The sequence below is a fragment of the Nostoc sp. 2RC genome (assembly GCF_014222165.1).
Classification (GTDB): Bacteria; Cyanobacteriota; Cyanobacteriia; order Cyanobacteriales; family Nostocaceae; genus Nostoc; species Nostoc linckia.
Map to the genome: position 1 here is coordinate 1 of NZ_JACKZU010000078.1, position 25026 is coordinate 25026.

21 protein-coding genes and 1 tRNA gene are annotated in these 25026 nt (G+C 38.9%); 6 read left to right on the forward strand and 16 right to left on the reverse strand.

Going from position 1 to position 25026, the window contains the following annotated elements:
* Positions 1–1163: 1163 nt before the first annotated feature.
* On the forward strand, positions 1164–3986 hold the full coding sequence (locus tag GNE10_RS36375) for a pre-peptidase C-terminal domain-containing protein (RefSeq protein ID WP_311774807.1): 2823 nt from the start codon (positions 1164–1166) through the stop codon (positions 3984–3986).
* Between the two features lie 386 nt (positions 3987–4372).
* Here GNE10_RS36375 and GNE10_RS11625 read toward each other — a convergent pair whose 3' ends face one another.
* From GNE10_RS11625 to GNE10_RS11645, 5 genes are all read right to left on the reverse strand, one after another.
* Positions 4373–5332, reverse strand: coding sequence for a ribonuclease Z (locus GNE10_RS11625; RefSeq protein ID WP_185565311.1), 960 nt, complete (start codon positions 5330–5332; stop codon positions 4373–4375).
* A gap of 229 nt (positions 5333–5561) precedes the next feature.
* The gene (locus GNE10_RS11630) at positions 5562–5945 is read right to left on the reverse strand and encodes a hypothetical protein (protein WP_185565312.1); all 384 of its coding nucleotides are present in this window, start codon (positions 5943–5945) and stop codon (positions 5562–5564) included.
* A gap of 232 nt (positions 5946–6177) precedes the next feature.
* Positions 6178–8073, reverse strand: coding sequence for a CHASE2 domain-containing protein (locus GNE10_RS11635; protein ID WP_185565313.1), 1896 nt, complete (start codon positions 8071–8073; stop codon positions 6178–6180).
* 110 nt (positions 8074–8183) lie between these two features.
* Positions 8184–8861, reverse strand: a complete 678-nt coding sequence (locus tag GNE10_RS11640) for a response regulator transcription factor (protein ID WP_099069627.1) — start codon at positions 8859–8861, stop codon at positions 8184–8186.
* Between the two features lie 93 nt (positions 8862–8954).
* The gene (locus GNE10_RS11645) at positions 8955–9614 is read right to left on the reverse strand and encodes a hypothetical protein (protein ID WP_185565314.1); all 660 of its coding nucleotides are present in this window, start codon (positions 9612–9614) and stop codon (positions 8955–8957) included.
* 59 nt (positions 9615–9673) lie between these two features.
* Here GNE10_RS11645 and GNE10_RS11650 point away from each other — a divergent pair, with 59 nt between their 5' ends.
* Positions 9674–9823 (forward strand): hypothetical protein, encoded by a 150-nt coding sequence (locus tag GNE10_RS11650; protein WP_185565315.1) that lies wholly within the window; start codon positions 9674–9676, stop codon positions 9821–9823.
* 420 nt (positions 9824–10243) lie between these two features.
* Here the strand turns inward: GNE10_RS11650 and GNE10_RS11655 are convergent, their stop codons facing one another.
* The 7 genes from GNE10_RS11655 to GNE10_RS11685 all read right to left on the reverse strand — a co-directional run bounded on the left by GNE10_RS11655 (position 10244) and on the right by GNE10_RS11685 (position 16331).
* Positions 10244–11626, reverse strand: a complete 1383-nt coding sequence (locus GNE10_RS11655) for an HlyD family secretion protein (protein ID WP_185565316.1) — start codon at positions 11624–11626, stop codon at positions 10244–10246.
* Positions 11627–11848: 222 nt separating this feature from the next.
* A complete protein-coding gene (locus GNE10_RS11660; protein ID WP_099069631.1) occupies positions 11849–13999 on the reverse strand; it encodes a peptidase domain-containing ABC transporter in 2151 nt (716 codons plus the stop codon).
* 325 nt (positions 14000–14324) lie between these two features.
* Positions 14325–14576: a CTB family bacteriocin gene (locus GNE10_RS11665; RefSeq protein ID WP_099069632.1), complete on the reverse strand. Its 252-nt coding sequence runs from the start codon at positions 14574–14576 to the stop codon at positions 14325–14327.
* A gap of 240 nt (positions 14577–14816) precedes the next feature.
* Positions 14817–15068: a CTB family bacteriocin gene (locus GNE10_RS11670; protein WP_185565317.1), complete on the reverse strand. Its 252-nt coding sequence runs from the start codon at positions 15066–15068 to the stop codon at positions 14817–14819.
* A 172-nt stretch (positions 15069–15240) separates the two neighbouring features.
* Complete coding sequence (locus tag GNE10_RS11675; RefSeq protein ID WP_185565318.1) at positions 15241–15483, reverse strand: CTB family bacteriocin; 243 nt, start codon at positions 15481–15483, stop codon at positions 15241–15243.
* 184 nt (positions 15484–15667) lie between these two features.
* The gene (locus tag GNE10_RS11680; RefSeq protein ID WP_185565319.1) at positions 15668–15907 is read right to left on the reverse strand and encodes a CTB family bacteriocin; all 240 of its coding nucleotides are present in this window, start codon (positions 15905–15907) and stop codon (positions 15668–15670) included.
* 181 nt (positions 15908–16088) lie between these two features.
* Entirely contained in the window at positions 16089–16331 is a 243-nt protein-coding gene (locus tag GNE10_RS11685; RefSeq protein WP_185565320.1) for a CTB family bacteriocin, read from the reverse strand.
* A gap of 793 nt (positions 16332–17124) precedes the next feature.
* Between GNE10_RS11685 and GNE10_RS11690 the strand changes: the two genes are divergently transcribed.
* The 3 genes from GNE10_RS11690 to GNE10_RS11700 all read left to right on the forward strand — a co-directional run bounded on the left by GNE10_RS11690 (position 17125) and on the right by GNE10_RS11700 (position 19942).
* Positions 17125–18024, forward strand: coding sequence for a YihY/virulence factor BrkB family protein (locus GNE10_RS11690; RefSeq protein ID WP_185565327.1), 900 nt, complete (start codon positions 17125–17127; stop codon positions 18022–18024).
* A 99-nt stretch (positions 18025–18123) separates the two neighbouring features.
* Entirely contained in the window at positions 18124–18630 is a 507-nt protein-coding gene (locus GNE10_RS11695) for a DUF4112 domain-containing protein (RefSeq protein ID WP_185565321.1), read from the forward strand.
* Between the two features lie 376 nt (positions 18631–19006).
* Positions 19007–19942, forward strand: a complete 936-nt coding sequence (locus GNE10_RS11700; RefSeq protein ID WP_185565322.1) for an alpha/beta fold hydrolase — start codon at positions 19007–19009, stop codon at positions 19940–19942.
* Between the two features lie 813 nt (positions 19943–20755).
* Here the strand turns inward: GNE10_RS11700 and GNE10_RS11705 are convergent.
* A complete protein-coding gene (locus tag GNE10_RS11705; RefSeq protein WP_185565328.1) occupies positions 20756–21253 on the reverse strand; it encodes a hypothetical protein in 498 nt (165 codons plus the stop codon).
* 358 nt (positions 21254–21611) lie between these two features.
* Positions 21612–22709: a D-alanine--D-alanine ligase family protein gene (locus GNE10_RS11710; RefSeq protein WP_185565323.1), complete on the reverse strand. Its 1098-nt coding sequence runs from the start codon at positions 22707–22709 to the stop codon at positions 21612–21614.
* A gap of 234 nt (positions 22710–22943) precedes the next feature.
* On the opposite strand from GNE10_RS11710, the gene GNE10_RS11715 reads away from it, so the two are divergent.
* Positions 22944–23792 carry a lysophospholipid acyltransferase family protein gene (locus GNE10_RS11715; protein WP_185565324.1) on the forward strand — a complete coding sequence of 283 codons (849 nt, stop codon included), beginning with the start codon at positions 22944–22946 and terminating at the stop codon, positions 23790–23792.
* 189 nt (positions 23793–23981) lie between these two features.
* Here the strand turns inward: GNE10_RS11715 and GNE10_RS11720 are convergent.
* Positions 23982–24053, reverse strand: a tRNA-Asn gene (locus GNE10_RS11720).
* A 143-nt stretch (positions 24054–24196) separates the two neighbouring features.
* Complete coding sequence (locus tag GNE10_RS11725) at positions 24197–24748, reverse strand: NYN domain-containing protein (protein ID WP_185565325.1); 552 nt, start codon at positions 24746–24748, stop codon at positions 24197–24199.
* Between the last annotated feature and the right edge of the window lie 278 nt (positions 24749–25026).

A 25026-nucleotide genomic window follows, 5' to 3' on the forward strand; every position in this document is an offset into this window, starting at 1 on the left:
ATTTAACTATATGGTTTTGTAATTTAGCACATTACTAATAGCTAAAAACGTGATTTTTTTAACTTGTAAATAAAAAACTTACGGTAAGCCGCTTTGCGTCTGCAAAATGGCGCAGTAGCCCAAAATCAACTTTTGCGTAGTGGTAGTAGCTGATTCTTGGAATTTGCCACTGCATTTTAGTCTCAGGCTGATTTTTCAGGTTATGTGAAAACTAACACTAAACCTAACCCCCTTTCTAACTAGACTATTGCAGGACTTACGCAATAACTACGATTTTACGTGATTACGAGTGAAGCGTCTGGTAGAGAGGTAATCGCCAAAAACAATGGGATTACTTCCCTGTACTGCGTTTTCATCGCAATGACAATATGGGTGTTGCGTAAGTCCTATATTGATTAGCCAGATATTTTTCAACATTTGTGAGATTATTGACTCACCTTTTTTATCCTGATTATTTCGTGGTTAATTCTCAATAAAAAGGTAGCTTTATCAATAATTATAAATGGGGGATTTGTCAACTATGCTTAACCCTTCATTTGGGAAGATGCTGAGCAATTCGGGGTTTGAACATAGTAACGAAGTATAGCAAAATGCTAAGTATTTTTTTAAATGTTTGTGCCTAAACAGTAACAATAAAGGTCATTTTTAATCAATTCTATTTCTGGAATACTGCAAACTTTCAATGAAGATTCTAATAACCACCAAAAAAGATCTGATTTGGCTAGCAGTTAACTTGATTTGAAAAGATAATTGCAAATGGCTAAGATTCCAGTTTTGGACTTATACGGTAAATTCCGGAGTTAGCTAGAGAATCATCGCTAATTTTCAAGTGATGATCTGCCAAGAATTTCAGGTATTTACTTGATAAGACGATGGTGTTTTCTATGATTTGTAAAGGTTATTAAAATTTAATCTTTGCTAGATGGAAAAAGTATGATAATGAGCGTGCTTTCAAGCTTTTACACAACTGTGTAAAACTTTCACAACTTATCTATAGGACTCATATTTGATTTGGAGAAAAAATCAGTACACTTTTACTCGCTGTTTCCCGTTCCCTGACTACACAAGTACGTTCAGTTATCAAGTCGGATTCCTATATCTTTTGCGAAACTTTCAACCTGTTTGTGGTTTTTTCTGCATACACTTAGCTAAAAATTATTTTTATGGCAGAACCTAATAATACTTTCTTGACCGCGACACCAATCGAACCAGATTCAAACTTTTACCTTGAGCAGAATGTAATCCTTATCGATTCGGTGAGTTCAACTGACACTGACGATTACTACAAGTTCTACACGCTTTACGGCCCATCGAACCTCTACGCTTCTATGCTTGGGTTGTCAGCCGACGCCGATCTCTTTATCTACGACCAAAACCAGAATCTAATTGCCAGTAGTACCAAGGGCGGCAACTTGAGCGAGACAATTAATACTTCGCTACAAGGTAACCAGTACTACTACGTAAAGGTACGCCATTATTCGGGAAATCCCACAAATTATTCGCTGTACTTATACAACGATTATTCTGGCTCGACCTTAGCGACAGCCAGGGATATCGGTACTAGTTGGGGACAAAGCAGCGATAAATACTTGGCTTACAACAAGATTAACTGGCAAGACTATCTCGACTACCGCGATAACGTTGATGTCGTCAAGTTTAAGATGGAAGCCCCTGGCACCATCAGTCTGCGGATGAAGGATTTCACCTATACTGGTGGGTTGCAGGCCAAGATGGAATTGCTCGACTCCAATGGCAACGTATTGCGAACCATCTCCGGTACGGTGGGCGATGGTCTGAATGTTGACCGCTACTCCGCCCCTGCTGGCACTTACTACGTCAGGTACACCCAGATTTCCGGCTCCGACCCCTACACCCTGCGTATTGTCACTGATTACGCAGGTGATGTTACTGGCACTGCACGAGACTTAGGCAACGTCAGTGGTAGTAGTCGTCGCTTGTACGATATGGTAGGGGGCCCATTTGGGCTGCCAACCTATGAAGATGCTAATGACCTCTACAAATTCACCCTGGATAAAACCTCACCTATTGATATCCGGTTGGATATCGATACTTTTGCCTTCCCGACTCCAACCTTCGACGCCAATTTACGCCTCGCCCGCGACACAAACAACGATGGGTTTATTTCAGCAGATGAAGTTATCCTTTCATCGTCGAATCCAGGAGATGATAGCCTCTCAACCACTTTAGGGGCGGGTACTTATTACGTTCAGGTGGTGCAAAACGGGGCTTATACCAACTATCAACTTGATATCGATTCAGACTTTGATGCTGTTCCTGGCGATCCACAGCCCTACAACAATCTATCAAAGGCGCGATCGCTCGGTAATCTAGTAGGGGAAACACCTTATATTAATGATGGATTTGGCATCAGTGCGGGTGATTTCTCTGATTACTTCAAGTTCACAATGAGTACTGCGGGGCAACTTTCGGCTTCGGCATTTAATAACCCCTACTACTCTAGAACTACCCAGAATCCAACTCTGTCAATTGTCCGAGACTTAAATAATAATCAGCGCCTCGATGCTGGTGAAACAATTACGCCATTTAGTGTTGGCTCCTTGAGTGCAAACTTGGCAGCAGGAACCTACTTTATCCACGCCACTGGTAGTGGCGAACAAGCCGCCTACTCCCTGCGACTGGTGTCAGACTACGCCGGAAATACCTTAAGCACAGCCCGCCCATTAGCAGCCATTAGTGGGACGACACCGCCAAACCAAATTTTCCAGGACTACATCGAACAATTCTTCGATGCTTCCAGCGATGTCAACGACTTTTATCGCTTCGATTTAACAAGCACTTACGAAGTCACACTCAACACCACAGGCGTTGCTGGCGAAGATTTATCGCTGTCACTGATTAAAGATGTCAATAACAACGGTGTCATCGATGCCGGCGATATCTTAGCCACATCAAACGTCTTGAACTCCCCAACAGAAACTCTCTCACGTCTACTAGGAGCTGGGCGGTATTTTGCCCGTGTCCAGGGGGTTAACGGTTCCACAAACTACACCCTGACCTCAAAGTTCGTCAGTCCGAGTCAAGATCCTGATGACACCATCGCTGAAGTTGAAAATCGTGCAGGGAATATCAAGACTCTAGGTCAGTTCGCTGACTTTAGCTTGAATGTACCAACTGATGTAGATCTAGTTAAATTTACAGTTTCTGCTGGGCAACGGGTGGGGTTTGATGTCGATTCTCGCAATGGGTCAAACCTCAACACTTACCTCAGGGTCTTCAACTCCAGCGGTACACAACTGGCTGCCAACAACGATGGAGCTGCGCCGGGTGAAGCCTCTAGCCAGTTTTCCTACTTGGCTTACACATTTAGTCAAGCGGGCACATACTACGTCGGCGCGTCCCTGAACCCGAACTCGAATTACAGCGCTGTCACGGGTGTTGGGGATGTCGCTGGTTCGGGGGCTACGGGAGACTACCGTCTAACGCTCAACGATCTTGGACGAGTATTCACTGGCGATGCCGGGAACAACTCCATCGCTGGCGGTACTGGTAACGATAACCTCAATGGAGGTGCGGGGAATGACACAATTACTGGTGGTGGCGGTAACGATATACTGACGGGTGGTTCTGGCAACGACCTATTAGTTGGTGGTAGCGGAAATGATACCCTAACTGGGAATGATGGGGCAGATATTTATCGGTTTACAGCACCAAGCGATCGCTTGGATACAATTATTGGCTTCAGCGGTGCTGCTGGCGACAAAATTCAGATATCTGCCGTCAGTTTTGGTGGCGGATTGGTCGCAGGTAACCTCACCCCAGACCGTTTTCGTTCCGGCGCGGGCATTACCACAGCAAACACCGCAAACCAGCGCTTCATTTACAATACGACAAATGGAGCTTTATTCTATGATGCCGATGGCAGCTTAGGAGGCTCTGCACCGCTACAAATTGCCACCTTGTCTGGCAATCCTGCCTTGAATAACACCAATCTTGTGGTTATTTAACGCTCTTTTTAAGTAGAACGTTCAAGTTCGTAGTATGGGCTTTAGCCCTTTTAAACTCCTTGTTGACAGCGATAAATCGCTGACTACGAACAAACTTCTAATCTGACATTTAACCGAGTACCGTGGGTTTAAGTCCCCCGGTTCAATAACCGGTAAGTTTTGGGTCGGGGTCTAAATCCCCGTCACAAAACTTACTTGCGACTTGCGACTTGCGACTTGCGACTTGTTTTAATTATGTTTACCTGCTTATTACTCTGAAAAAATATCTGTAGCTTGGGTTGACGCAATACATTATTCAACAAAACCAGGAATTGTTGGTGTTGGATTTTGTTCCTCAATCCAAGCTACATCTATTAAGTGGGGGGACATGATATCAAATCCCAAATTTAAACCCTTGCTTTGGTTAACTCCACTTCCCGCCGCCTGGGTACTTCATGAATCATGAAATCATAAGCCATATCAGTATTCTTAAAAATTGCACGGGCTTCTTGAAGCAGATCTTTTAACTCTAAGTTATTTCCAGGAGCGTAGCGGGGACTAAAATGGGTCATAATCAACCGATGTGCGCCAGCAGCTAAAGCTGTTTGGGCGGCCATTGTGGTTGTGGAATGCAATCGCTGAAAAGCCATGTCTGCATCCTGATGGGCAAAGGTGGCTTCATGAATTAATACATCTGCATCATGAGCTAATTCCACTGCGCCATCACAAAAAATTGTGTCTGTACAATAGGCAATTTTGCGCCCAATTTCTGTAGGGCCGCAGAATTGGGCACCATGAATCACACGTCCATCCTCAAGAGTTACTGTTTCACCGCGTTTGAGTTGGCCGTAAATGGGGCCTGAAGGAATTTGCAAAGCTTTGGCTTTTTCGAGATCAAAGCGTCCTGTGCGGTCTTTTTCGGCTACGCGATACCCAAAAGCTGTAATTCGGTGATGTAAATGACCACAGCTAACGACGAAGTCATCGTCTTCATAAATTATCCCTGGACGGATGGCATGGACTTTGATGGGATAGGAAAAGTGTGTGTGGGAATAACGCGAGGCGGCTTGAATGTATTCGTTTAATCCAGGCGGGCCGTAGATATCAATTCGTTCGACATTACCAGCCAAGCCGCAAGTAGCAAGAAGTCCCATCAAGCCAAAAATGTGGTCGCCGTGCATGTGGGTGATAAAAATTCGGGAGAGTTGACTGATTTTTAGTTCACTCCGTAAAATTTGATGCTGAGTGCCTTCGCCACAGTCAAATAACCACATTTCTGCCCTTTGGGGTAATCTCAGGGCGACGCTGGAAACATTGCGCGATCGCGTGGGTACCCCGGAACTCGTCCCTAAGAATGTTATCTGCACAGCTTTCTCTAGTCTTCCTCTTGCTCAAGTTGCAGCTCTATGTTTCTATAGTGGCACGGTTAATGAGCAAAATACGGCCAATTTATTAGGATGGGGCATGGGGCATGGGGCATTGGGCATTGAAAAGTCAAAAGTTCTTTAATGCATGAATTTTGTTTGAGCTACGATTCGCCGTGTCCGCGAGCGTCATTTTGAATTGATTTCTCTGCCCACCTCAATTTTTTCCCTGTTAAAGTTGATTTTGCCAATAGGCTAGTCGGGTTTGAAGAATGCTGAGGTGGATAATATGTCGTTCTACTAAAGTTTTTAGTTCTCGCGCTCTTGCAGTATAGTTTTGTTTGCACGCCAATGCCTGACGAATTCGGTGTTCACAAGAGTTTTTCAAGGCAATTTGAATTTCTTTTTCCCACGCCACCGCCAAAGCTTGAACGCGATCGTAATCTTTTTGAGTCATTTCCTTTGCTGTATTTGACTCAGCAATGGCTTGATGTAAACTTTGAAGATAATAATTCCAGGTGTCTGCTAGCTGCTCTGCCTTTTTGCTATTTTCTCGGCTATTTTGATAATATAATCCTGACTTTATTTGGGTAAATGAGTGACTTAATTCTACCATGTTTTTACCCCCATCAATAGTTATTTTAGCCAGATTAGCCACTTAATTAATAATGTGGAAATCTTATTATTAAGTATAGAAATTAGTTGTGTACTAATTCATTAGCTGTTGAGGAAGACTCAATTACAGTATTAAGCAAAAAAAATGATAGATTTGCGAACTAATTGATTTCTAGAAAATACATTCTCTTACATAGAATGACTATAAAGTTTACCATGAATTATATATATGATTATTTATTAAAATACCAACATTTAGTTATAGGCCAAGACAATTCACAAATTGTTCCTCTAGAAGAAAGAGGAACTCGTTGAAATTTACCTTTGAGTTGCTTTGCTAAATTTCTAAACTGTTGAGTACCGCGACCTTCTCTAGATGAATTAACGCCGAAACCATCATCTATAATGCTCAAGGTGTACCAGCCTTCGGATGCAAAACAAGTGACTTCTAGACGAGTAACTCCAATGGCATGTTTACCAACATTGCACAAAGCTTCTTCGAGAAATCGGCAGAGTCCTTGTTTTTGTTCTATGCTTAAGTATCGCTCATCTATAGGTTCAAAAGTACGGATTTTAACTTTGATAGTTCTAAAGCAAGGAAAGTCTCGCGCTAAGGTATGGCTATAAACTTGATAAAGAATCTCGTGTAAAGGATCTTGCAAATTTAAGACTAAAGTATTTCCTAAATAAAGGCTACTATCTTGAGTTGGGGGTTCTCGTTGTAAAAAGTCGTAAATTCCTCGGAGTTCGTGGTTTAGTTTTTCAAGTTCTTTTTCGAGTTCGGGAAGTAATTCTTTGATTGGTAAATCTTCGTATTTAACCATTTTTAAAACTTTAGCCAGACTTTGTAATGGCCCATTGTGAATTGTTTCAAATGTGCGTTCAATAATATCTTGTCTGGCTTTAATTCCCGATCGCAATGCTTTATCGCATTGATATAAAGCAGTAAGTTCTATCCCATTGAGAGTTAAAACGATAATTGTAGGAATTATTGGAACCCACCAGCCCCAAGTTAAGAGAAAATAACAACTTACAAGTAAGCTGGATGTTGTAGTAATTACAATAATGATATTTGCCAAAGGAGATTTGCTCAATCTAGCGATGGCAATTCCTAAAAATCCCCAAGCAAAAATCCACAGATATTCCCATTCATCTGACCAAGTATTTAAAAGAGGTCTGTCATCAAGTACGGCGCTAACAATTTGGCTAACAGCATGTGCTTGAATTTCTACGCCATTAATTGGTCTTTTGAGAGAGTGATTAGATGTAATTGCTGAAGTAGTTATTAAGTCTTGTCGGCTAGGGGAAGTGATGCCAATAATTACAATGCGATCGCGTAACCATTGGGAGTTAAATTTGTTGTTTTTAATATCATTTAAAGATATAGTTCTAAATCTTTTTCGACCGCTACGAAAATTCAACAGTACTTGAACTCCGGTAACATCAGTTCGGATATAGCCTCCAGAGTTAGGGAAAACTTTTGGTAGTGCAATATTACCAAACTGAATTGTTGTACCATTGCTGCTACTATTTTTGTAGATAATATTTTCATGATCTAAATCATGAGCTAAATAAACTTCTGCTAAACGTAGAGATAGAGATAACTTTTCTCCTTGGGATGTTGGTGTTATTAATAAACTTCGTCTTAATTTGCCATCAGCATCCATAATTTGATCGTTAAAGCCAATTTTTTCTCCAGAAAAATTGGGCGGCGGAGCAATTTGTTTGGGCAATACTTTTTCAATGACGATTAAATTTTTGATATTTTTAAAAGCTGTCAACAGTTCCGTATGACCGGGATTAACCGGAAAATTCCTATAAATATCAAGACCAATCACTCTAGGTTGACACTTGTGTAGTTTCCATAGTAAAGCTGCTAAATCTTTATCTGATATTGAAGAATCTATCAGGCGATCGTCTCGGTCTATACCCACAATTATAATTCGTTCATCTATGGGTTCTTCAGGACGTAGACGCAAGAAACTATCAAAAGCTAGCCACTCTAAAGATTGCATTGAACCACTCAGACGAGCAATAATCACCAATGCAATGACTATAATTCCTGGGAAGACACCTACACGCCAAATACGAATTTCTTCTTTGATTATTTTCCAAAGCCCAGGCTGCATAAGCTTTCCTCCTAGCCTTTAGCTATAAGTAATTCTTTTCTAGTTTTTTAAATTTAAAAATATTTTTTACTAAAAATTAATGACACAAAGCCCTGAAATTTTATCAACAGCTAATCAATTAAACCTTCTTCTCTAGCCCTGATTTCAGTTTGAATCCGAATATTTTTTCCTTCATCAGGATAAACATTTAAAGCATCTTGTAACTTACTCCAGTAATGACGCACCATACGTTCAGATATACACATTCTTTCGGCAATAGTTTTGTCTTGTAATCCTTCTTCAAATGCTAAAGTCAATACTCTCAGCCACTCTGGTTTAAATTCTAATCCCGAATAAATTCCTTTAATATCTTTTGTATGAGTTAATCCCTGTAATGCCCAATCAACTCTAGTTAACATTTCTTGGGTGGAAAGACTTTTATCAGCGACTGTAAAACCTCCTTTATGGCTATCAATATCAGGTCTAATTCTCACTAATGTTCTGACATGGGCAGTTTGCACAAGAATATTCAAATTAGGATAATGTTTCATTAAAATTCTCAGTAATTGAACACCGGTGTCAGGTCGCGCTGTGATTCCGTAATTTTCTGGAATGGAAAGATCCATAACTACAAGATCTAACTGTAAAGTACTAACTTTAGTGAGAGCATTATTAGCATTTATAGCAGTGGCGATTTCAGCACCAGGGTAATGTTTTTGTAAAATATCTACTGTTCCACTTAAAACTGACTCATGGTCATCAATGACTAAAATTTTCAGCAACGACTTTTCGGACATTTCTTGTTTCATAATTTACAGTCTGTTGATTAAGTACATATTAAGAAATCTAATAATATTTTTAATAATTAATTACTTATCCAAAAATACCAACAAATATAATAATTACCAATAAAAATGCCAAGAGATTCTCAAATTATTAGTTTTACTAAAACATTTACCAGAAGTTAATAATTGAAAACTCTCACAAAGATAGTTTAATTCTGGTAGTGTAGAATGATGAAAAAATGTAGACACATTAGAATAAGTGATTTCTACAATTAATTTACCAATTGTTTTTTGTTGCTTTAAATTGATATAAATTGATGTTAATGCCAAGACTTCTGTTAAAGTTATGGTTAGTAACTCATTTAAAGCTGTTAATACAACTAAGCTACGTTCTGCTGGTTCATGCCGCCAATAAAGAGGCAAATCGATTTCAAAATATAACTGGGGATTAGATACTAACCAAGGTTCTAATAAGTACTCAATAGCTAATGGAAAACTGTCTTGCAGGGATGCTGGAAATAAGCGATCGCTCAGTTGCACTAAAGAGTGATGAAAACTATCAATTTGCTTTAAGCATTCTTGAATTTTATTATCTGATAAATTCAGATTATCTACTGCCAATAAATCTAAATTGCGACGTATTGTAAAAGATTCCTGTAACAAATCATCCCGAATTTTTTCTGCTTCCACAAATAGTTTCATTGATTGTCTAGCAGACCACCATTGCAATGAACGTTGAGTTCTCTGATAAGATGTCAGAAACCATACTAGGGACATAACGTAGACAATTCAAAGTATAATTTTCGTACACAAATGACGGCTCACATAATATTGTTATGTCAGCTATTTTAGTAGCATCAGAAAAAAGTTTTATGCAACCCACGGCATATTTTCCAGAAAAGAATGCCAATCTTTATAAAATCATTGCCAAAAAAGAGACACAAGAATTTATCAAAAATTTACAACGTATTATTAGCAAATTTTAGATGAAATCTACTGTATTTGCTACTTTTAAAAAAGACAAAATTCTCTTTCCTTGCACCAACAGGAAAGAAGCAACTATAATGGCTAAATACTAGAGATAAAAAGCAATTCAGAATTCAAGACTTCAAATTCAGTATTTAAGAATACTGATTTAGTTCTTTACTTCTTAACAAGAGAGAATAAAAACCTGATTTGCGAGAATTCACTTGGATATGTTGTATAACTAGCTGATAAAGCAATATGCTTGGGTTAAAGACAAAAATCTGAAACTGGGTATTAATATGTGGCGTTAATTTTGACAGGTTAAGAAATGTAGACGGATAAACACCACACCTTTCTTGAAATTGAGTGACTTGATAATTAGTAGTGAGTTAAAATCCTCTACTAATTGATTGTGATTCCTGAATTTTGAATTCTTCTTTTTAAATATCAGTGGCTAATCTGGCCTTTCTTAGCATAAATTGTAATACTGTCTCTTCTTGGGAGATGATATTAGCTTTTGCATTCATCCCTGATTGAATTTGGCATTTAAGCTTACCATTGCCAAACTTAAGTGTTTGGGGTTGAATTATGGCTTCAAAATAACCAGTATTAGTTTTCCCATCCACGGGTGTAATTACATCTGGAGAAATACTAGTAACAACACCTTCGAGAGTACCATAATCAGGATATGGGCAGGCATCAATTCGCAATTGTACTTTTTGGCTAACTGCAACCTTTTGAATTTCTGCGCTGGGAACCATTGCTTTAATTACTAAAGCAGCATCCTGAGGAACAATTTCTGCAATAGATTCGCTAACACCCACAACTTGACCAGGGTTTCGCAAATTTAGCTTGAGAATTGTACCGTCACTAGTAGCGCGAATAATGCTATTTTGCAGTTGAGTTTCAATTTGTTGAACTTCTTTTTGATATTGTTTGAGTTGGGTTTGCATTTCCACTTGTCGCTGCATTAAAGCTTGTTTTTCTTTGTTTAATGTGGCGATACTTGCTTCACCTCTAGCAATTTCTTGGGAAATGCGTTCTTCGGCGATGTCAATTTTGGCCATACTAGGATTAACTACAGCTTCGGCTGATTGCAGTTTAGCTTTAGCAATTTCAATTGATATTTTTTCTGATTCGACTATTAATTTAGTCTGTTGAACAACTAGTTTTTTCTGCTCAAATTCCCGCCTTCCAATGGCTCCCATTTCTGCTAATTGTTGATAGCGATCGCTATCAATTTGAGCAAAGTCTAAATCTGCTTGAGCTTTTTGCAAATTTGCTTTGGCTTTTTGTAAATTAGCTTGTGAAACTAACAGTTCGCTTTGAGTAGAAATTTTTTGTTCTTGATACTCTCGTTGATTGCGTTCTAAATCTGCTTTTGCAGAAGAAATACTGCGTTCTATAAATCTTTTTTCAGCTGATATTTGAGTATCTAAAATAGCAATTTGTGAATCAATTTGAATTGATTGCACCCTACTTTGTTCGATATTGCTTTGCAGCTGACTTTTTTTGATTTGCAATTGTCGTGTATCCAAACGGGCAATGACTTCTCCTTTTTTGACAATTTGATTTTCTTTCACAAAAATACTTTCAATAGTTCCCTCCATTTCTGGTTGCACTAGCTTAGTATCGCCTATTGGACGAATAGTTGCAGCAGTTTCTACCATGACATTGTATTTAATCCATGAAGAAAGAGCGATCGCAGAACCAATACTTCCAAGTAGTAATACTCCAGCTAAAGATGTCCAAGTACTAATAGGAGGAAGAAATTCATCTTTTTCTAGTGATGGAATAAACTTTTGATTATGGGTATAAAGCATATTTCTCCTAATAATTAAATAAGTAGTCAGAATTCAGAATTCAGAATTCAGAATTCAGAATGAATTTTGTACAATTACCAGATTTAAGACAAGAAGGATGAAAAATTCACTATCACACCAAATCTCAGATTTATTAGTAAACAAAACTTTAATTAGGAATTCTGACTCCTGAATTCTGACTCCTGAATTCTGAATTCTGACTCCTGACTCCTGACTCCTGACTCAAGGTATTAAAAAATCTATGTGGTCTCCTGGTTTTGTTCGCAGATCTTCCAAAGAACCTTGAAGCTTTAATTTGCCTCGATCTAGTAATACAATCCAATCAGCCCGATTAACTACCTTGGGGCGATGAGTAATTAAAATCGTAGTTTTACCGCGGCGATGTTGAAACAATTTATCTAAAACTTGTGCTTCACTTACTGGATCGAGTCCACCTGTAGATTCATCTAAAATTAAAACTGGCGGATCTGTAACAATAGCTCTTGCTATTGCTAATCTTTGACGTTGTCCACCAGAAAGATTTGCACCAAATTCACCTAAAATAGTTTGATATTTTTCAGGCAAATTATTAATAAATTCATCAGCTTCAGCTACTTGACAAGCTCTGACAATTTGCTCAAATGTAACATGTGGTGCGCCTAAACGAAAGTTTTCAACAATGGAACGGCTCCAAAAATGAGGCTCTTGGGGAACAAGAACAACCTGCTGACGTAGACAATCAAGAGAAAGGTCTTGGATGTTATAAAGTCCAATACGAATATTTCCAGATTGCAGTGGATATAATCCAGCAATCAATTTGGCTAAAGTACTTTTACCACAACCAGATTTACCGATAATAGCAACAACTTTTCCTCCAGGAATTGTTAAAGAAAAGTTATCTATTAAGTCAAGCCGACCAGCATAATGAAAGTTAATATTTGTACAAACTATATCTGCATTACCGCGTATTTCAGCAAAAGCCTTGATTTCATCGCCCTCATTTTCAGCAGTGGCGTCAATAACTTCTGTGAGGCGTTGTGTAGCCGTTTTTGCCCGCGTAAATTCTTCGACAAAACTAATTAAAGTAGCAATTAAACCCAGGAAATTACCATTCATGGAGTTAAAAGCCAACAGCTGACCAATACTAAGGTTTTCTGCCGGATTAATCACTAAATTACCGCCAAACCACAGCAAAATTACACCACCAATCCCCGCAACTAAGCCAGAAAAGGTATTATTGATAATGCCAATTTGAATTGTACTAAATGTGACGTTAGCCAGACGAGAAAATCTACTTTGAAATTCGTCCCAAAACTGTGGTCTAGATGTGGTAGTTTTGAGAGTGAGAGCGCCTTTAAATGTTTCTACTAAAACCCCTTGTACTTCTGCTTCTTGAACTAAAAGTTCGCGAGTTTTTTGTCGCAAAGTCGGCTGGAATACTATGGTAGATACGCTCATCATCATAGCAATAAATACAGCAACTACCGTAAGTTTCCAGCTATAGAAAACCATGATACTAAAAGAAATTACAGCAATAAAAAATTGACTTGGTAAACTAATAATTAAGCTGGCAACTAACTGATTAATTTGGCTAATATCTCGTAGGCGGCTGACAATTTCACCGCTACGTCTAGCTTCGTAATAAGAGAGGGGTAATCTTAAAATTTGCCGTCCAAATTCCAGAACTAAACTTAATTGTAAACGTTGGGCAAAGTGAGCGATTAAATTAGATTGTACGAATGAAAGACTACGAGAAACAACATTCATCACTACCACAGCGATCGCTACAGTAGTCAGTAATTTTGTATCACCCCGAACCAAGACATCATCGGTGAGAATTTGTAGCAAAAAAGGAGAAGCTAAAGATAGCAATCCCAATGTTAAATTTAAAGGTAAAACTTGAGCTAAAATTGCACGATAAATCCAAACACGTTTGAAAAAACGCCAAAATCCGCCAATTTTATCATCGTCTTGAGCAAAAAAGCGTATTGGATCGGGTTCCAATAAAAGTATTAACCAATCTGTCCAGCCTTCTGCTATCTCTTGTGGAGAAAGATAACGCACACCTACGGCTGGATCTGCAACTAAACATTTTTTGCCTTTCTTACCATATAAAACAACCCAATGATTGCCTTTCCAGTGAATAATTGCAGGTAGTGGCGCTTCATTCATGCGATTGAGAACTTCCGGTGAAGTTTTCACTGGACGAGCATTAAATCCAAGTGTTTCTGCTCCACGTTTCAACCCCAATAAAGTGGTTCCAAATTGCCCAGTACCCACCGCTTCCCGGATGCGGCTGAGAGTAAAAGTACGTCCATAATATTTAGCGATCGCAGCAAGACAAGCAGCTCCACAGTCTTCTTTGCTATGCTGTTTCACAAACTGGTATTTCATAGGTAAATTACTCTACATAATGACAACTAGTACCGCACCGCAAAAAAATTAAAAACTCGAAAATTGAACAATTTTGAATTCCAGCAACGTGGTACTAATACTATGAAATTTTGTCAGCCTGTTGTTATGTCTTTGGAATTATTAAAAGTTATTTGGGAGTTAATTTTTGCTCAATTCTGGAATTATTTTGCCATCAAAATTAACAAAATATGACCCATATAATCCTGTTATGGGTCATACGTGAAAATTTTTTATCAACTTTTATTCCAGTTTTTCGATAATTTCATATCACCGATGCTGATATTTTAGCCAAGTTTGCGGTAGATTATCTTAATTTAAATTTTGAAAGGTCGGTAATGTCATTTAGATCTAAAGCCAAAAAAGCTAACCCAGCAGTTGCAATCTGTTTAGAACTACCATAAGAACTAGCAATACTACCATTTGGCCCGGAATAACTACTACCACTGAAAATATTTTCTCTAGATATATAAAAAGTAGTATTTAGGGCAAGATCGGCACCACCAACTACAACTTCAAGTTGTTCGTCAGATAAATCTCTAAATAATTCACCAGACATAGCCGCAAACCTCGTAATTTGAATTCTATGAATTTTGACAATTGTTTACATGAGTTCGTATTAGTAATAAAAATATAGCAATCCTAAATGAGTAGCAAAATTATTCATCAAAATAAAGAACAGGGAACCAGAAAAAAGCATGTACATAGGATTGCTATATAATCAGTTTAGGTGCCAGAATTATATTTCATTCTTTTCCTAAACTACATATTAATTGATTACTCCTTTTACTTGCTCGGCTTAATAACCATATTGCTTTGAAATATCAAGAATTTCATCGGCATCCAAGGTTAAAAAGGCTATTCCAGCAGCTGTAATACCTGTAGAATTACCGTTGGAGGAGTCATCACTATGATTTGCATCGGAACTGCTTTCACCACTGACAAAATTTTCGTCTGCTGAATAAAAAGTTGCGTCGATTTGAAAATTATTACCACCAGCTACAACTTCTAGTTGTTCGTTAGATAATTCTGTGAACAATACCTGAGACATAGTTCAAAATCTCATAATTTTGACTTGAAAACTTGAACTATTTATAATGTGAGTTTGTCATTGAGAATTAGAGATCTAATTTTTTGCTATGATAATCAAGATATTTGATTTCTTTTACTCAAACTCACATATTATGTTAGTTCATTAGCCTGTTTAATTGAGTAACCCCATATTAGCGTGTTTCTAAATTGGGAAGTTGATAAGCTTCCAAGGCTAAGAAAGCTAAACCAGCAGTTTCAATTTGTGTAGAACTACCGTTAGACTTAGCAGTACTACCATGAGGGCCAGACTTGCTTTCGCCATTGAGAATGTTTTCTTTTGCAGCGTAAAAAGTTGCATCGAGTTGGAAATCAACACCACCAGCTACAACTTCTAGTTGTTCGTTAGATAATTCTGTAAACAATACCTTCGACATAGTCAGAAACCTCAAAGTTGTGATTGTGAGAAATTGAACTATTGGTAACGTGAGTTCGTGATTGAAAAGTCAGAATTTGATTTATTTATCTTAGAGTGAAAATCTCTAATTTTTTCCATCAAACTATTTTCAGCGAACTCACGTATTAGCCCATTGGCTTTTTTAATTGGTTAACTTAATATGATTATCTTGGTATTTCGGGAAGTTGATTAGCTCCCAAGGCTAAGAAAGCTAGACCAGCAGTTTCAATTTGTGTAGAACTACCGTTAGACTTAGCAGTGCTACCATTAGGATCGGAAACGCTTTGACCATTGAGAACGTTTTCTTTGGCATCGTAAAAAGTTGCATCGATTTGGAAATCAATACCACCAGCTACAACTTCTAATTGCTCGTTGGATAATTCTGTAAACAATACGTTAGACATAGTTAGAAACCTCGGAGTTGTGATTGGTAAAAATTGAAAAATTGGTAACGTGAGTTCGTGATAGAAAAACTGAGAATTTGATTTATTTGTATTAGAGCGAAAATCTCTAACTTTTTTCATCAAAATATTTTCAGCACACTCACGTATTAGCTGATTGACTTTTTTAGTTGGTTACTTAAGATTAGTATCCTGTGAGTTCGGGAAGTTCGTGAGATCCCAAAGCTAAGAAAGCTAAACCAGCAGTTTCAATTTGTGTAGAACTACCGTTAGACTTAGCAGCGCTACCATTAGGATCGGAACTGCTTTGGCCATTGAGAACGTTTTCTTTGGCATCATAAAAAGTTGCATCGATTTGAAAATCAATACCACCAGCTACAACTTCTAGTTGCTCGTTGGATAAATCTGTAAACAATACGTTAGACATAGTTAGAAACCTCAATGTTTTGATTCAATTAAATTGGAGTTAGCTATTAGTTGATTGCCTGTTGTTTGGCTGTTCAACTTGCCGCTTGTTTAATACAATATCGGTGAATAACTATATCAGTCATTTGCATTTTCCGCAGAGTTAATTACCATGCCCAGAAAAATTTGTTGCAAGATTAAGCAAATACTTTGTCTGAAAAATACACCTAGATAAAACTTGGATTTTTAGATTCTGTCTTGAGGATGATTATTGAAAAAATCGCTGATTGTAGCAGAACAATACACCCCTAATGTTGCTTGGATCTTGATTCTTGCTGATTATTCGTTTAATCTTAAATTCGCTTGTGTAACTAAAATTACCTTACTAAATCAAATATTCCCTTACAAAGGTCGCAATTTTAGTTACAATACTTAATGGCATTAAGTTAGCGATCGCCTTACCAAAGCTTCTATTTGATTGCATCCAACAATTTGAGATTTCAGATTCACACCATCCCTGTTCCTTACACGTTCCTACCTTTGGGACGATGTACACGCAGTGCCTACAAAACCAAAATGCCCGTAGATGCGTCATTTTCCTCCTTCAAAAGGAGGACTTTGAAAAACTTTTGCCCCCCAAATCAATGCCGGTTGGGGAAATCAAAAGTCTGTGGAACAACTTTAGAAGACTTGTGTGTACGCCGTAGCCTTGGAGAGGGGACTAGGGAAGATTTATGTTTCAAGCTTCAGTACGTAAGTCCTAATGATATTACTTGCCTGTGCCAATATCATTTGAATTGTTAATGGCTGTAGTTATGTTTAAGCCTCGTTTTCTTCGCTTTTTTCGTCACCTCAATTGGCGCACATTGAAAAAAACTTTCGCTAGGACAATGGAAACAAGACTTTTTGGACTAGCCTCAGAAATTGCTTTCAATGCTATGTTATCGTTGTTTCCAGCGATTCTTGCTTTGCTCACAGCTATTGGCTTATTGGCAGAATCTTTACAAAACACTTTCAAACAACTAGCCACACAACTAAGTCAAGTTTTACCTGAAGAAGCTTTGGTTTTAATTCGTGATTTTGCTACCACAGAAATTACCAATTCCAAAAACAGCGGTTTATTTTCTCTCAGCTTTTTATTAGCAATTTGGACTGCTTCTGGCGCGGTGAATACTGCAATGACAGCCCTCGACCAAATCCATCAAATTCCCAGAGAACAAATACGTCCTTTTTGGAAAGCCAAGCTTGTTTCTTTGGGATTAACAATCGGTACGATGTTGCTTTTAGTGTCAGCTTCTTTTTTAGTGTTTACCAGCGATTGGCTCTTAGGCATGGTAGCACGCGAAAATGCTTCCTTAATCTTTTTGTTCGAGATTTGGCAACTGTTACGCTGGCCTTTAGCTTTAAGTATTGTTGCTTACGCTTTTGGCTTTATCTATCGCTACGGCCCAAGTGTCTGGAACTCAGGCACACCAATGATGCCCGGAGCGATTTTAGCAGCTATATTTTGGGCTATGTTATCTGCTATGTTTCGGCTTTATGTGGCGAACTTTGGGAATTATAATAAGGTATATGGTGCAGTTGGAGCTGTGATAGTTTTGATGCTCTGGCTGTCAATGAGTGCTGCTGTAATGTTAATCGGCGACCAGTTGAACGTAATTGTTGGGGAAGATATGCGTTCCAAACTACAGTCAAGATCTGCCGAAAAATATTAAAAAATATTAAAAATAAATCTTGCTTGGAAGAAACTTTTGCAAAAGTTCGAGACAAGAGTAAAATGTCTAACGATTGAATATAAATAAGCGATCGCTTTCATGCCAGATTCTTCTTTTCGGTCTTCCATGATTGAACCTGATGCCAAAGCACCTACCTTAAAGCGCCTCCGTCAAATCAGTCGGGTGCTGGATAACGCTATCACAATTCCCGGAACTAAAGTCGGCATAGGTATAGATCCAATTATCGGATTACTACCTATTGGTGGTGATTTTTTGGGAGTGATGTTTTCTTCTTACATTATTTTAGAAGCAGCACGCCTTGGTGTGTCTAGAGCCACCTTAGGCAGAATGGTTGTAAACGTAATTATTGATGGCTTAGTAGGGGCTATTCCAATTTTTGGAGATTTTTTTGATATTGCCTGGACAGCTAATAATCACAATCTCAAACTATTGGAAGAACACTTAAAATTTCCCAGCCAGCAAAAAAGTGCAGATAAGTGGTTTATTATTGTCGTTTTGATTGGATTGTTGCTCATCTCCATTGCCTTAGTCGCATTACCCGTAATTCTAATTAGAATATTGTGGAACGCCTTAACCGGTAGTTAAATTAATAGAATTCAGAATTCAGAATACAGAATTCAGGAGTCAGAATACAGAATTCAGAATTCAGAATTCAGAAGATTTTAAAACTCAAGCTCAATCATTTTAATAAAACTCACAAACTATAGTAATCTTGACTTTATATTTATTCTGACTCCTGAATTCTGACTCGTGACTCCTGACTCGTGACTCCTGACTCCTGAATTCTGACTCCTGAATTCTGACTCCTGACTCCTGACTCCTGAATTCTGACTCCTGAATTCTGACTCCTGAATTCTGACTCCTGACTCCTGACTCCTGACTCCTGAATTCTGACTCCTGACTCCTGAATTCTGACTCCTAAATTCTCACTTCTCACCTTAAATTATTGATATATCCAGGAATGAAAGATTGGTGGCAAGCCACTTTTCCTAAAGGGCGGCAAAATTTAGTTATTACTGATACTCATGGGTATCCTGTACAAATTGCATATGGCGAAAAAGGTAAAGGCAAACCGCTCATTCTCTTACATGGTATGGGCAGTTGGAGTTACAATTGGCGCTACATGATAGAACCATTATCTAAATATTTCCGAGTAATTTGTTTTGATGCCAAAGGTTTTGGTTTTTCTGAAAAACCATTATCTCGTAGAGAACAAAACGGTCATCAAGTTATTGAATTTCAAAGAATTATTCAGGCATTATGTGATGAACCAGCAGTGATTGTAGCTGAATCTCTCGGCGGATTAATTGCCCTTGCTCTAGCTCAAGAACATCCCCAATTAATTGGGCGATTGATAGTAGTAAACGTACCTATCTTTACCGAAGGTTTACCCCATTGGGCTATGTGGTTACTCGCCCAAACACCTCTCGAAATCATGCAAACAATAGACTCATTGCGTCTGGCATATCTGTTTGCACCGTTATTTCGAGAAATAATGGCCATGGAAAGACGTGCAGTACTATTCGATCCTTCAATTCTGACACAGGAAGATATCTATTGGATAACTTATCCGTTTATTGAACTACCTGGCACTATTGCTAAAGTTGCCGAAGAGTTACAAATAGCAGCCCGCGAAATAGAGAATTCCCAAGCAAATAAACCAAATATGCTCACTAAAATTCAAAATAATTTGCCTAAAATTCAGTGTCCTACACTAGTTTTGTGGGGTGAGCAAGATAGTTGGTTTCCTGCTAGTCATGGTGCAAAATTACATCAGCATATCTCTAATTCCAAATTTCAAATCTTATCTAACTGCCGTCATGATGCCTCCACTGGTGCTTCTGAGGTACTAAATACAGCAATTCTGGAATTTTTGCAAGATACTGCATTTCTCTAAAAAATTGAAAATATTTGAATTTTCAATTGTTCATCCTCCCCCTTAAACACGTTGGCTGTTAACCATCAACAGTCAACAGTTAACAAACTAAAACTTCTCCATAAAAAGAGAGTGGGAGGAAGCATATCAATTAGCTTTCCAACTCCCACTCTATCATTTGCTACTGAAGTGAACAGGAATGTATACAAACGTTCCTTGCGATTTGGGGGCTAATGTGTACTTCAAGAACAACGCCCATATACACTAAATATTCCTGTTGTAGCAAATGTCAAACTTAATTATTGATATTTTTCTACTCAAAAAATCCTTTTATCGTAATTCTTTGAAACAGCTTTTTCTGTATTAACCTCTTAAGAAATAATGTTTTTTGCCAAAACATTTGCTTGCTTGGTAGTCCCTGATAACAACACCCTTGAAGTCGTTTATCTACTATAATTTAGCTTGCTTAATTTCAATTCGGTTGCCATTTTGGCAGGTTTTTAACTTTTTAAAAAAGGTGAAACCACTACATAATACCAATGCCAAATTCACACATTCCCTCTTGGAAGGTCAGAACAACGACTGAAATCGTTGTATGCCTTTGCTGCTCCTTGTTCCCTTTCTTAACTAGATAATTTATTTTTCACAACTGCTGATACCAATTTGCATTTATAAAACAAAACCTAATTTCCAAATTTCTATTCCCCATCCCCCCACAATGAGAATTGCCATAGCCTAAAAAATAAGATTCCTGACTTCTCAAAGAAATCAGGAATCTTAGTCACCTTAATTAACAAAAAATATTAATTCGACGGGTTTTTACCTTACAGTATTTTAATACTGGCGTAAAATCGCAGACAACGAGCTATCTTTACGAAGATCCATCAAGTCTGCCAACGATTCTTTGCGCGTACTCAAGTGGTGTCTGTGTTCTGGTGGTAGAACTGTCACTAAATGCTTTGTTTTAGGTACTGTCTGCATCACAGGCATTAGTTGTGGCTGGGGCACAAAAATTGGCTGGTTTTTGGGAAGGCGCGGTTCCAATCTTGTGTTGCGGGCTTCTGCTATGCGTGCATGATGACGTTCGACCTGTTTTGTGGCTTTTTGTGGTTGTGCTTTTTGGTTAAGCATTCGGAAAATAATCCAGCAACCACTACCACAACTGAGGGCGATCGCAACCACCATCCATAAAGGTGTAGGATTAGTATTCTCAGAAGGCGAATATATCGGTTGTTCTACGATGACTGGGGGAATTTCGTCTGTTTCTTCTGATGTTACCTGCCCAGGATTAGTTAAGCTATACAAGGCAAAGGCTCCACTTCCCAGAAACATAGCTAAAGACCCAGTTAACAATAGCCAAGGATGATGTGCAACCAAATATATCAGACCATTTGAGCTTTTTCTTAATTTCGATTTCCTGTTTGTCAGCTCTGGAGTGGCCCCTATTAGTTGGGTTGGCTCGTGCTGTACACTCTGACTCTTTTCCATGATTACTTTCAGATTTGTACCCCTCTAGTGAATAAATTGTACTGGAGGAGTTAAACATCAGGTATCCGTAACAAAAGTTCAGATTTGAGTAACTTTTTTGTAAAACAAAGGTTACCAAATGCAACGAACTTTTGCCTAAATTCTGTATTGACTGCTACTTTTTTCTGGAACAATCTGGAAATTTGTTTGCTGATTTTTGTGGTCAGTTCGGAGAATGTCTTTCAACGGCCAGTTGAATTAATCGATCTACTAATTCCGGAAAAGGAACTCCACTATGTGCCCACAGTTGAGGATACATACTAGTTGCAGTGAAGCCTGGTAAGGTGTTGATTTCGTTAATTAAAACTTCTTGTGTCGCTTCCACGTAGAAAAAATCTACCCTGGCCAAACCTGCGGCATCAACAGCTGCAAAAGCTTGCAAGGACATGTCTTGAATTTGACGGGCTATGGCATCTGGAATCCGTGCTGGTATCAGTAAATCTGCTTTACCATCAGTATATTTTGTTTCATAATCGTAAAAATCGCTGTCGTATGTAATCTCTCCAACGACAGAGGCTTGGGGTTGGTCATTACCTAAAACGGCACATTCCACTTCCCTTGCCACCACACCAGCTTCTACAATTATTCGTCGGTCATAACTAGCGGCATTATCTAAAGCAGCTTCTAATTCAGGACGCGATCGCACTTTGGCAATACCTACCGATGAACCTAAATTAGCAGGCTTGACAAAAGCAGGATAACCTAATGTTGCCTCAATTTCATCACACAATTTCGGAAAAACACAAGGATTAGACCAAACTTGCCCTCTAGTTATGGCTTTGTATTTCACCTGGGGTATTCCCGCCTGCTCAAACGCCATTTTCATGGCAATTTTATCCATCCCCATGGCCGAACCTAACACCCCAGAACCCACAAAAGGCACTTGCATTAAGGTGAGTAAGCCTTGAATTGTCCCGTCTTCACCGTTGGGGCCGTGGAGAATGGGAAACCAGACATCCACTTCCGCAACTTGAGAGGGTGATTGCCATTGGCTGAGATTTTGGATTTGGGGGTTAGATGTCAGTCCTCCAGATGTTGATTCTTGGGATTCCAGTAGTGGAATCCCACTTCCTAAAACCTTTTGGGGTGCTTCTCCCGCCAGCCACCGGCCATTTTTTTGGATGTAAAAAGGCAGTATTTCGTACTTACTAGTATTTTGCTCTGCACTCAAGGCTTTAGCGATGGCCCGTGCTGAGTTGATCGAAACTTCATGCTCTCCTGAACGACCGCCAAATAATAACCCCACCCGCAGCTTAGTCATTTTCAGTACCTCGAAACTCCTCAAGCAGATAGCGTATCACAACCAACAAAAGTTGCCATATTTTTCCTTAACTTTTGGTGGGTAAGACTAATGTGGCGATCGCTGAGAAAATAGATCGGTAGCTACAAAATTCGCTACGTTGTTTAATTTACTTTTCAAGCGGCGAAAATTTTGGAGTTTTGCTGCCACGGTAAAAGATGATTTCATCTTTACCAGTACTGTTAAAATGCATAAATGTCAAAAAAGCAACATCTTTTCAACAAAAAACTCGGTTGGTCGTTGGATGAGCGAGATCCAAACTTCATTGAATCTCTGATGCCTCTATTTGGCTTTTTCTATCAATACTATTTCCGAGTTCAAACCAGTGGCTGGGAAAATATTCGACCTGAAGAAAAAGTCTTGTTTGTCGGTTCCCATAATGGAGGACTGGCAGCTCCGGATATGACAATGATGATGTACGACTGGTTCCGACGCTTTGGTGTCGAAACACCAGTTTATGGTTTAATGCATCCCAAAGCCTGGGAAGTTAGCCCCCCATTAGCCCAATTGGTTGCCAAGGCTGGAGCAATTATGGCTCATCCCAAAATGGCTTACGCTGCCTTGCGCTCTGGAGCTAGTGTGCTAGTGTACCCAGGGGGAGCAGAAGATGTTTTTCGACCTCATCATTTGCGTAACAAAATTTATTTTTCCGGACGCCAGGGATTTATCAAGTTAGCCTTGCGGGAAAATGTGCCAATTGTACCTGTGATTTCTTGGGGTGCCCACGATACCTTGATTGTGCTTGCTGACTGCTACAAAATTGTGCAGCAACTCCATGAATGGGGAATGCCTTGGCTACTGGGAATTGACCCGGAAGTTTTTCCCATTTATCTAGGGTTACCTTGGGGATTAGCAATTGGCCCCTTGCCCAACATTCCCTTTCCTGTAAAGTTATACACGCGCGTTTGTCCAGCCATTGTATTTGAACGGTATGGTCGGCAAGCAGCTTGCGATCGCCACTATGTCAACGAATGTTATGAATTAGTTGTTAGTCAGATGCAGCAAGAGTTAGACAATTTAATAAAACTCTCTACCCAGTTATAGAGACTTGGAAAATTTATTAAGACCATAGCCTTAATAGCAAAACCTTTGGGAGCATCCAATTTTCTAAAATTGAGATTCTCCCAGTAATAGTTATCGCGCTATGTATGGATATATGAATTTCACCATCAATCCAAAATCACAACTCAACAGTTGATTGACTACTGGAATTCATTACCTATTATTTTTTAACTCCCCAGACTGGATTCGAACCAGTGACCAATCGATTAACAGTCGATCGCTCTACCGCTGAGCTACTGAGGAACGCTCACGATTTATAATCTTAAACCTAATCAATCAAATTTGGCAAGTACTTTAGCTAACTTTTTTTGAGGAGATGCTTTATTAAAGAATTTTGCAGGCAAAACCTACTCTAGAAGCTAAGCTAAGACTTCTCGAACTAATATCTACTGTAGCCCCATTCGTAATTCAGTCAGACGCTGGCGCGCTTTGGCATCGATGGCATTGGCTAAAAATCTACTCTTAGATTGTTTGCGTGTATGATACTTTTGTCGCATCCGACAAACCGTAGCTTCCACCTCACCACAGAGTTGTTGTGCAGATAACCATTCAGCCCCGTACCCCTGCACCATCAACTGCTGCGCTCGATCTGATGTGGCGACAATCACACGAGAAATTAAAGATTGAGCTATTTGGTGGCGAAAAGAGGCACAAGATTTTTCTATATAAGTGTCTGCTGTTTGCCCAAAATCAGTGTAGTGAACAGATAAAAGCTCTGTAATAATTTCTTTATTACTAGAGCTATTTTGATATTGGGCATCAAAAATTATTTGAGTGGCATAACCTTGAAACGCACTGTAACCAGTCATTGCTTCCACAAGTTCGTTACGTGCAGCCTCCAGTCCAACGCTATCACGGGTTTTTTTTAAGCAAGGCCAAGCGCCTATTATATTGTAGCCGTCCACTAACAAAACGGCTTGGAGTAATGAACGGGGCATGGTTTTTAATCACAATTTTCTAGAGTTAGCAAAATTCATTCATAATTTTTATAATAATTGATGCATTGTATGTAACATAATGTTACATCAAACAAAAAACACCCAAGCTTTATAAAACTGACCTTAAGACAGAGGTAAGAACATAAAACGCGCCTTTCAAATAAAGGCGCGTTTTATAAAAAGGTATTGGAGAGTTTGGAGACAAGGGAGACAAGGGAGATGGGGAGTTAGAGGAGATGGGGAGATGGGGAGATGAGGGGATAGGGAAGTGTGAGGAG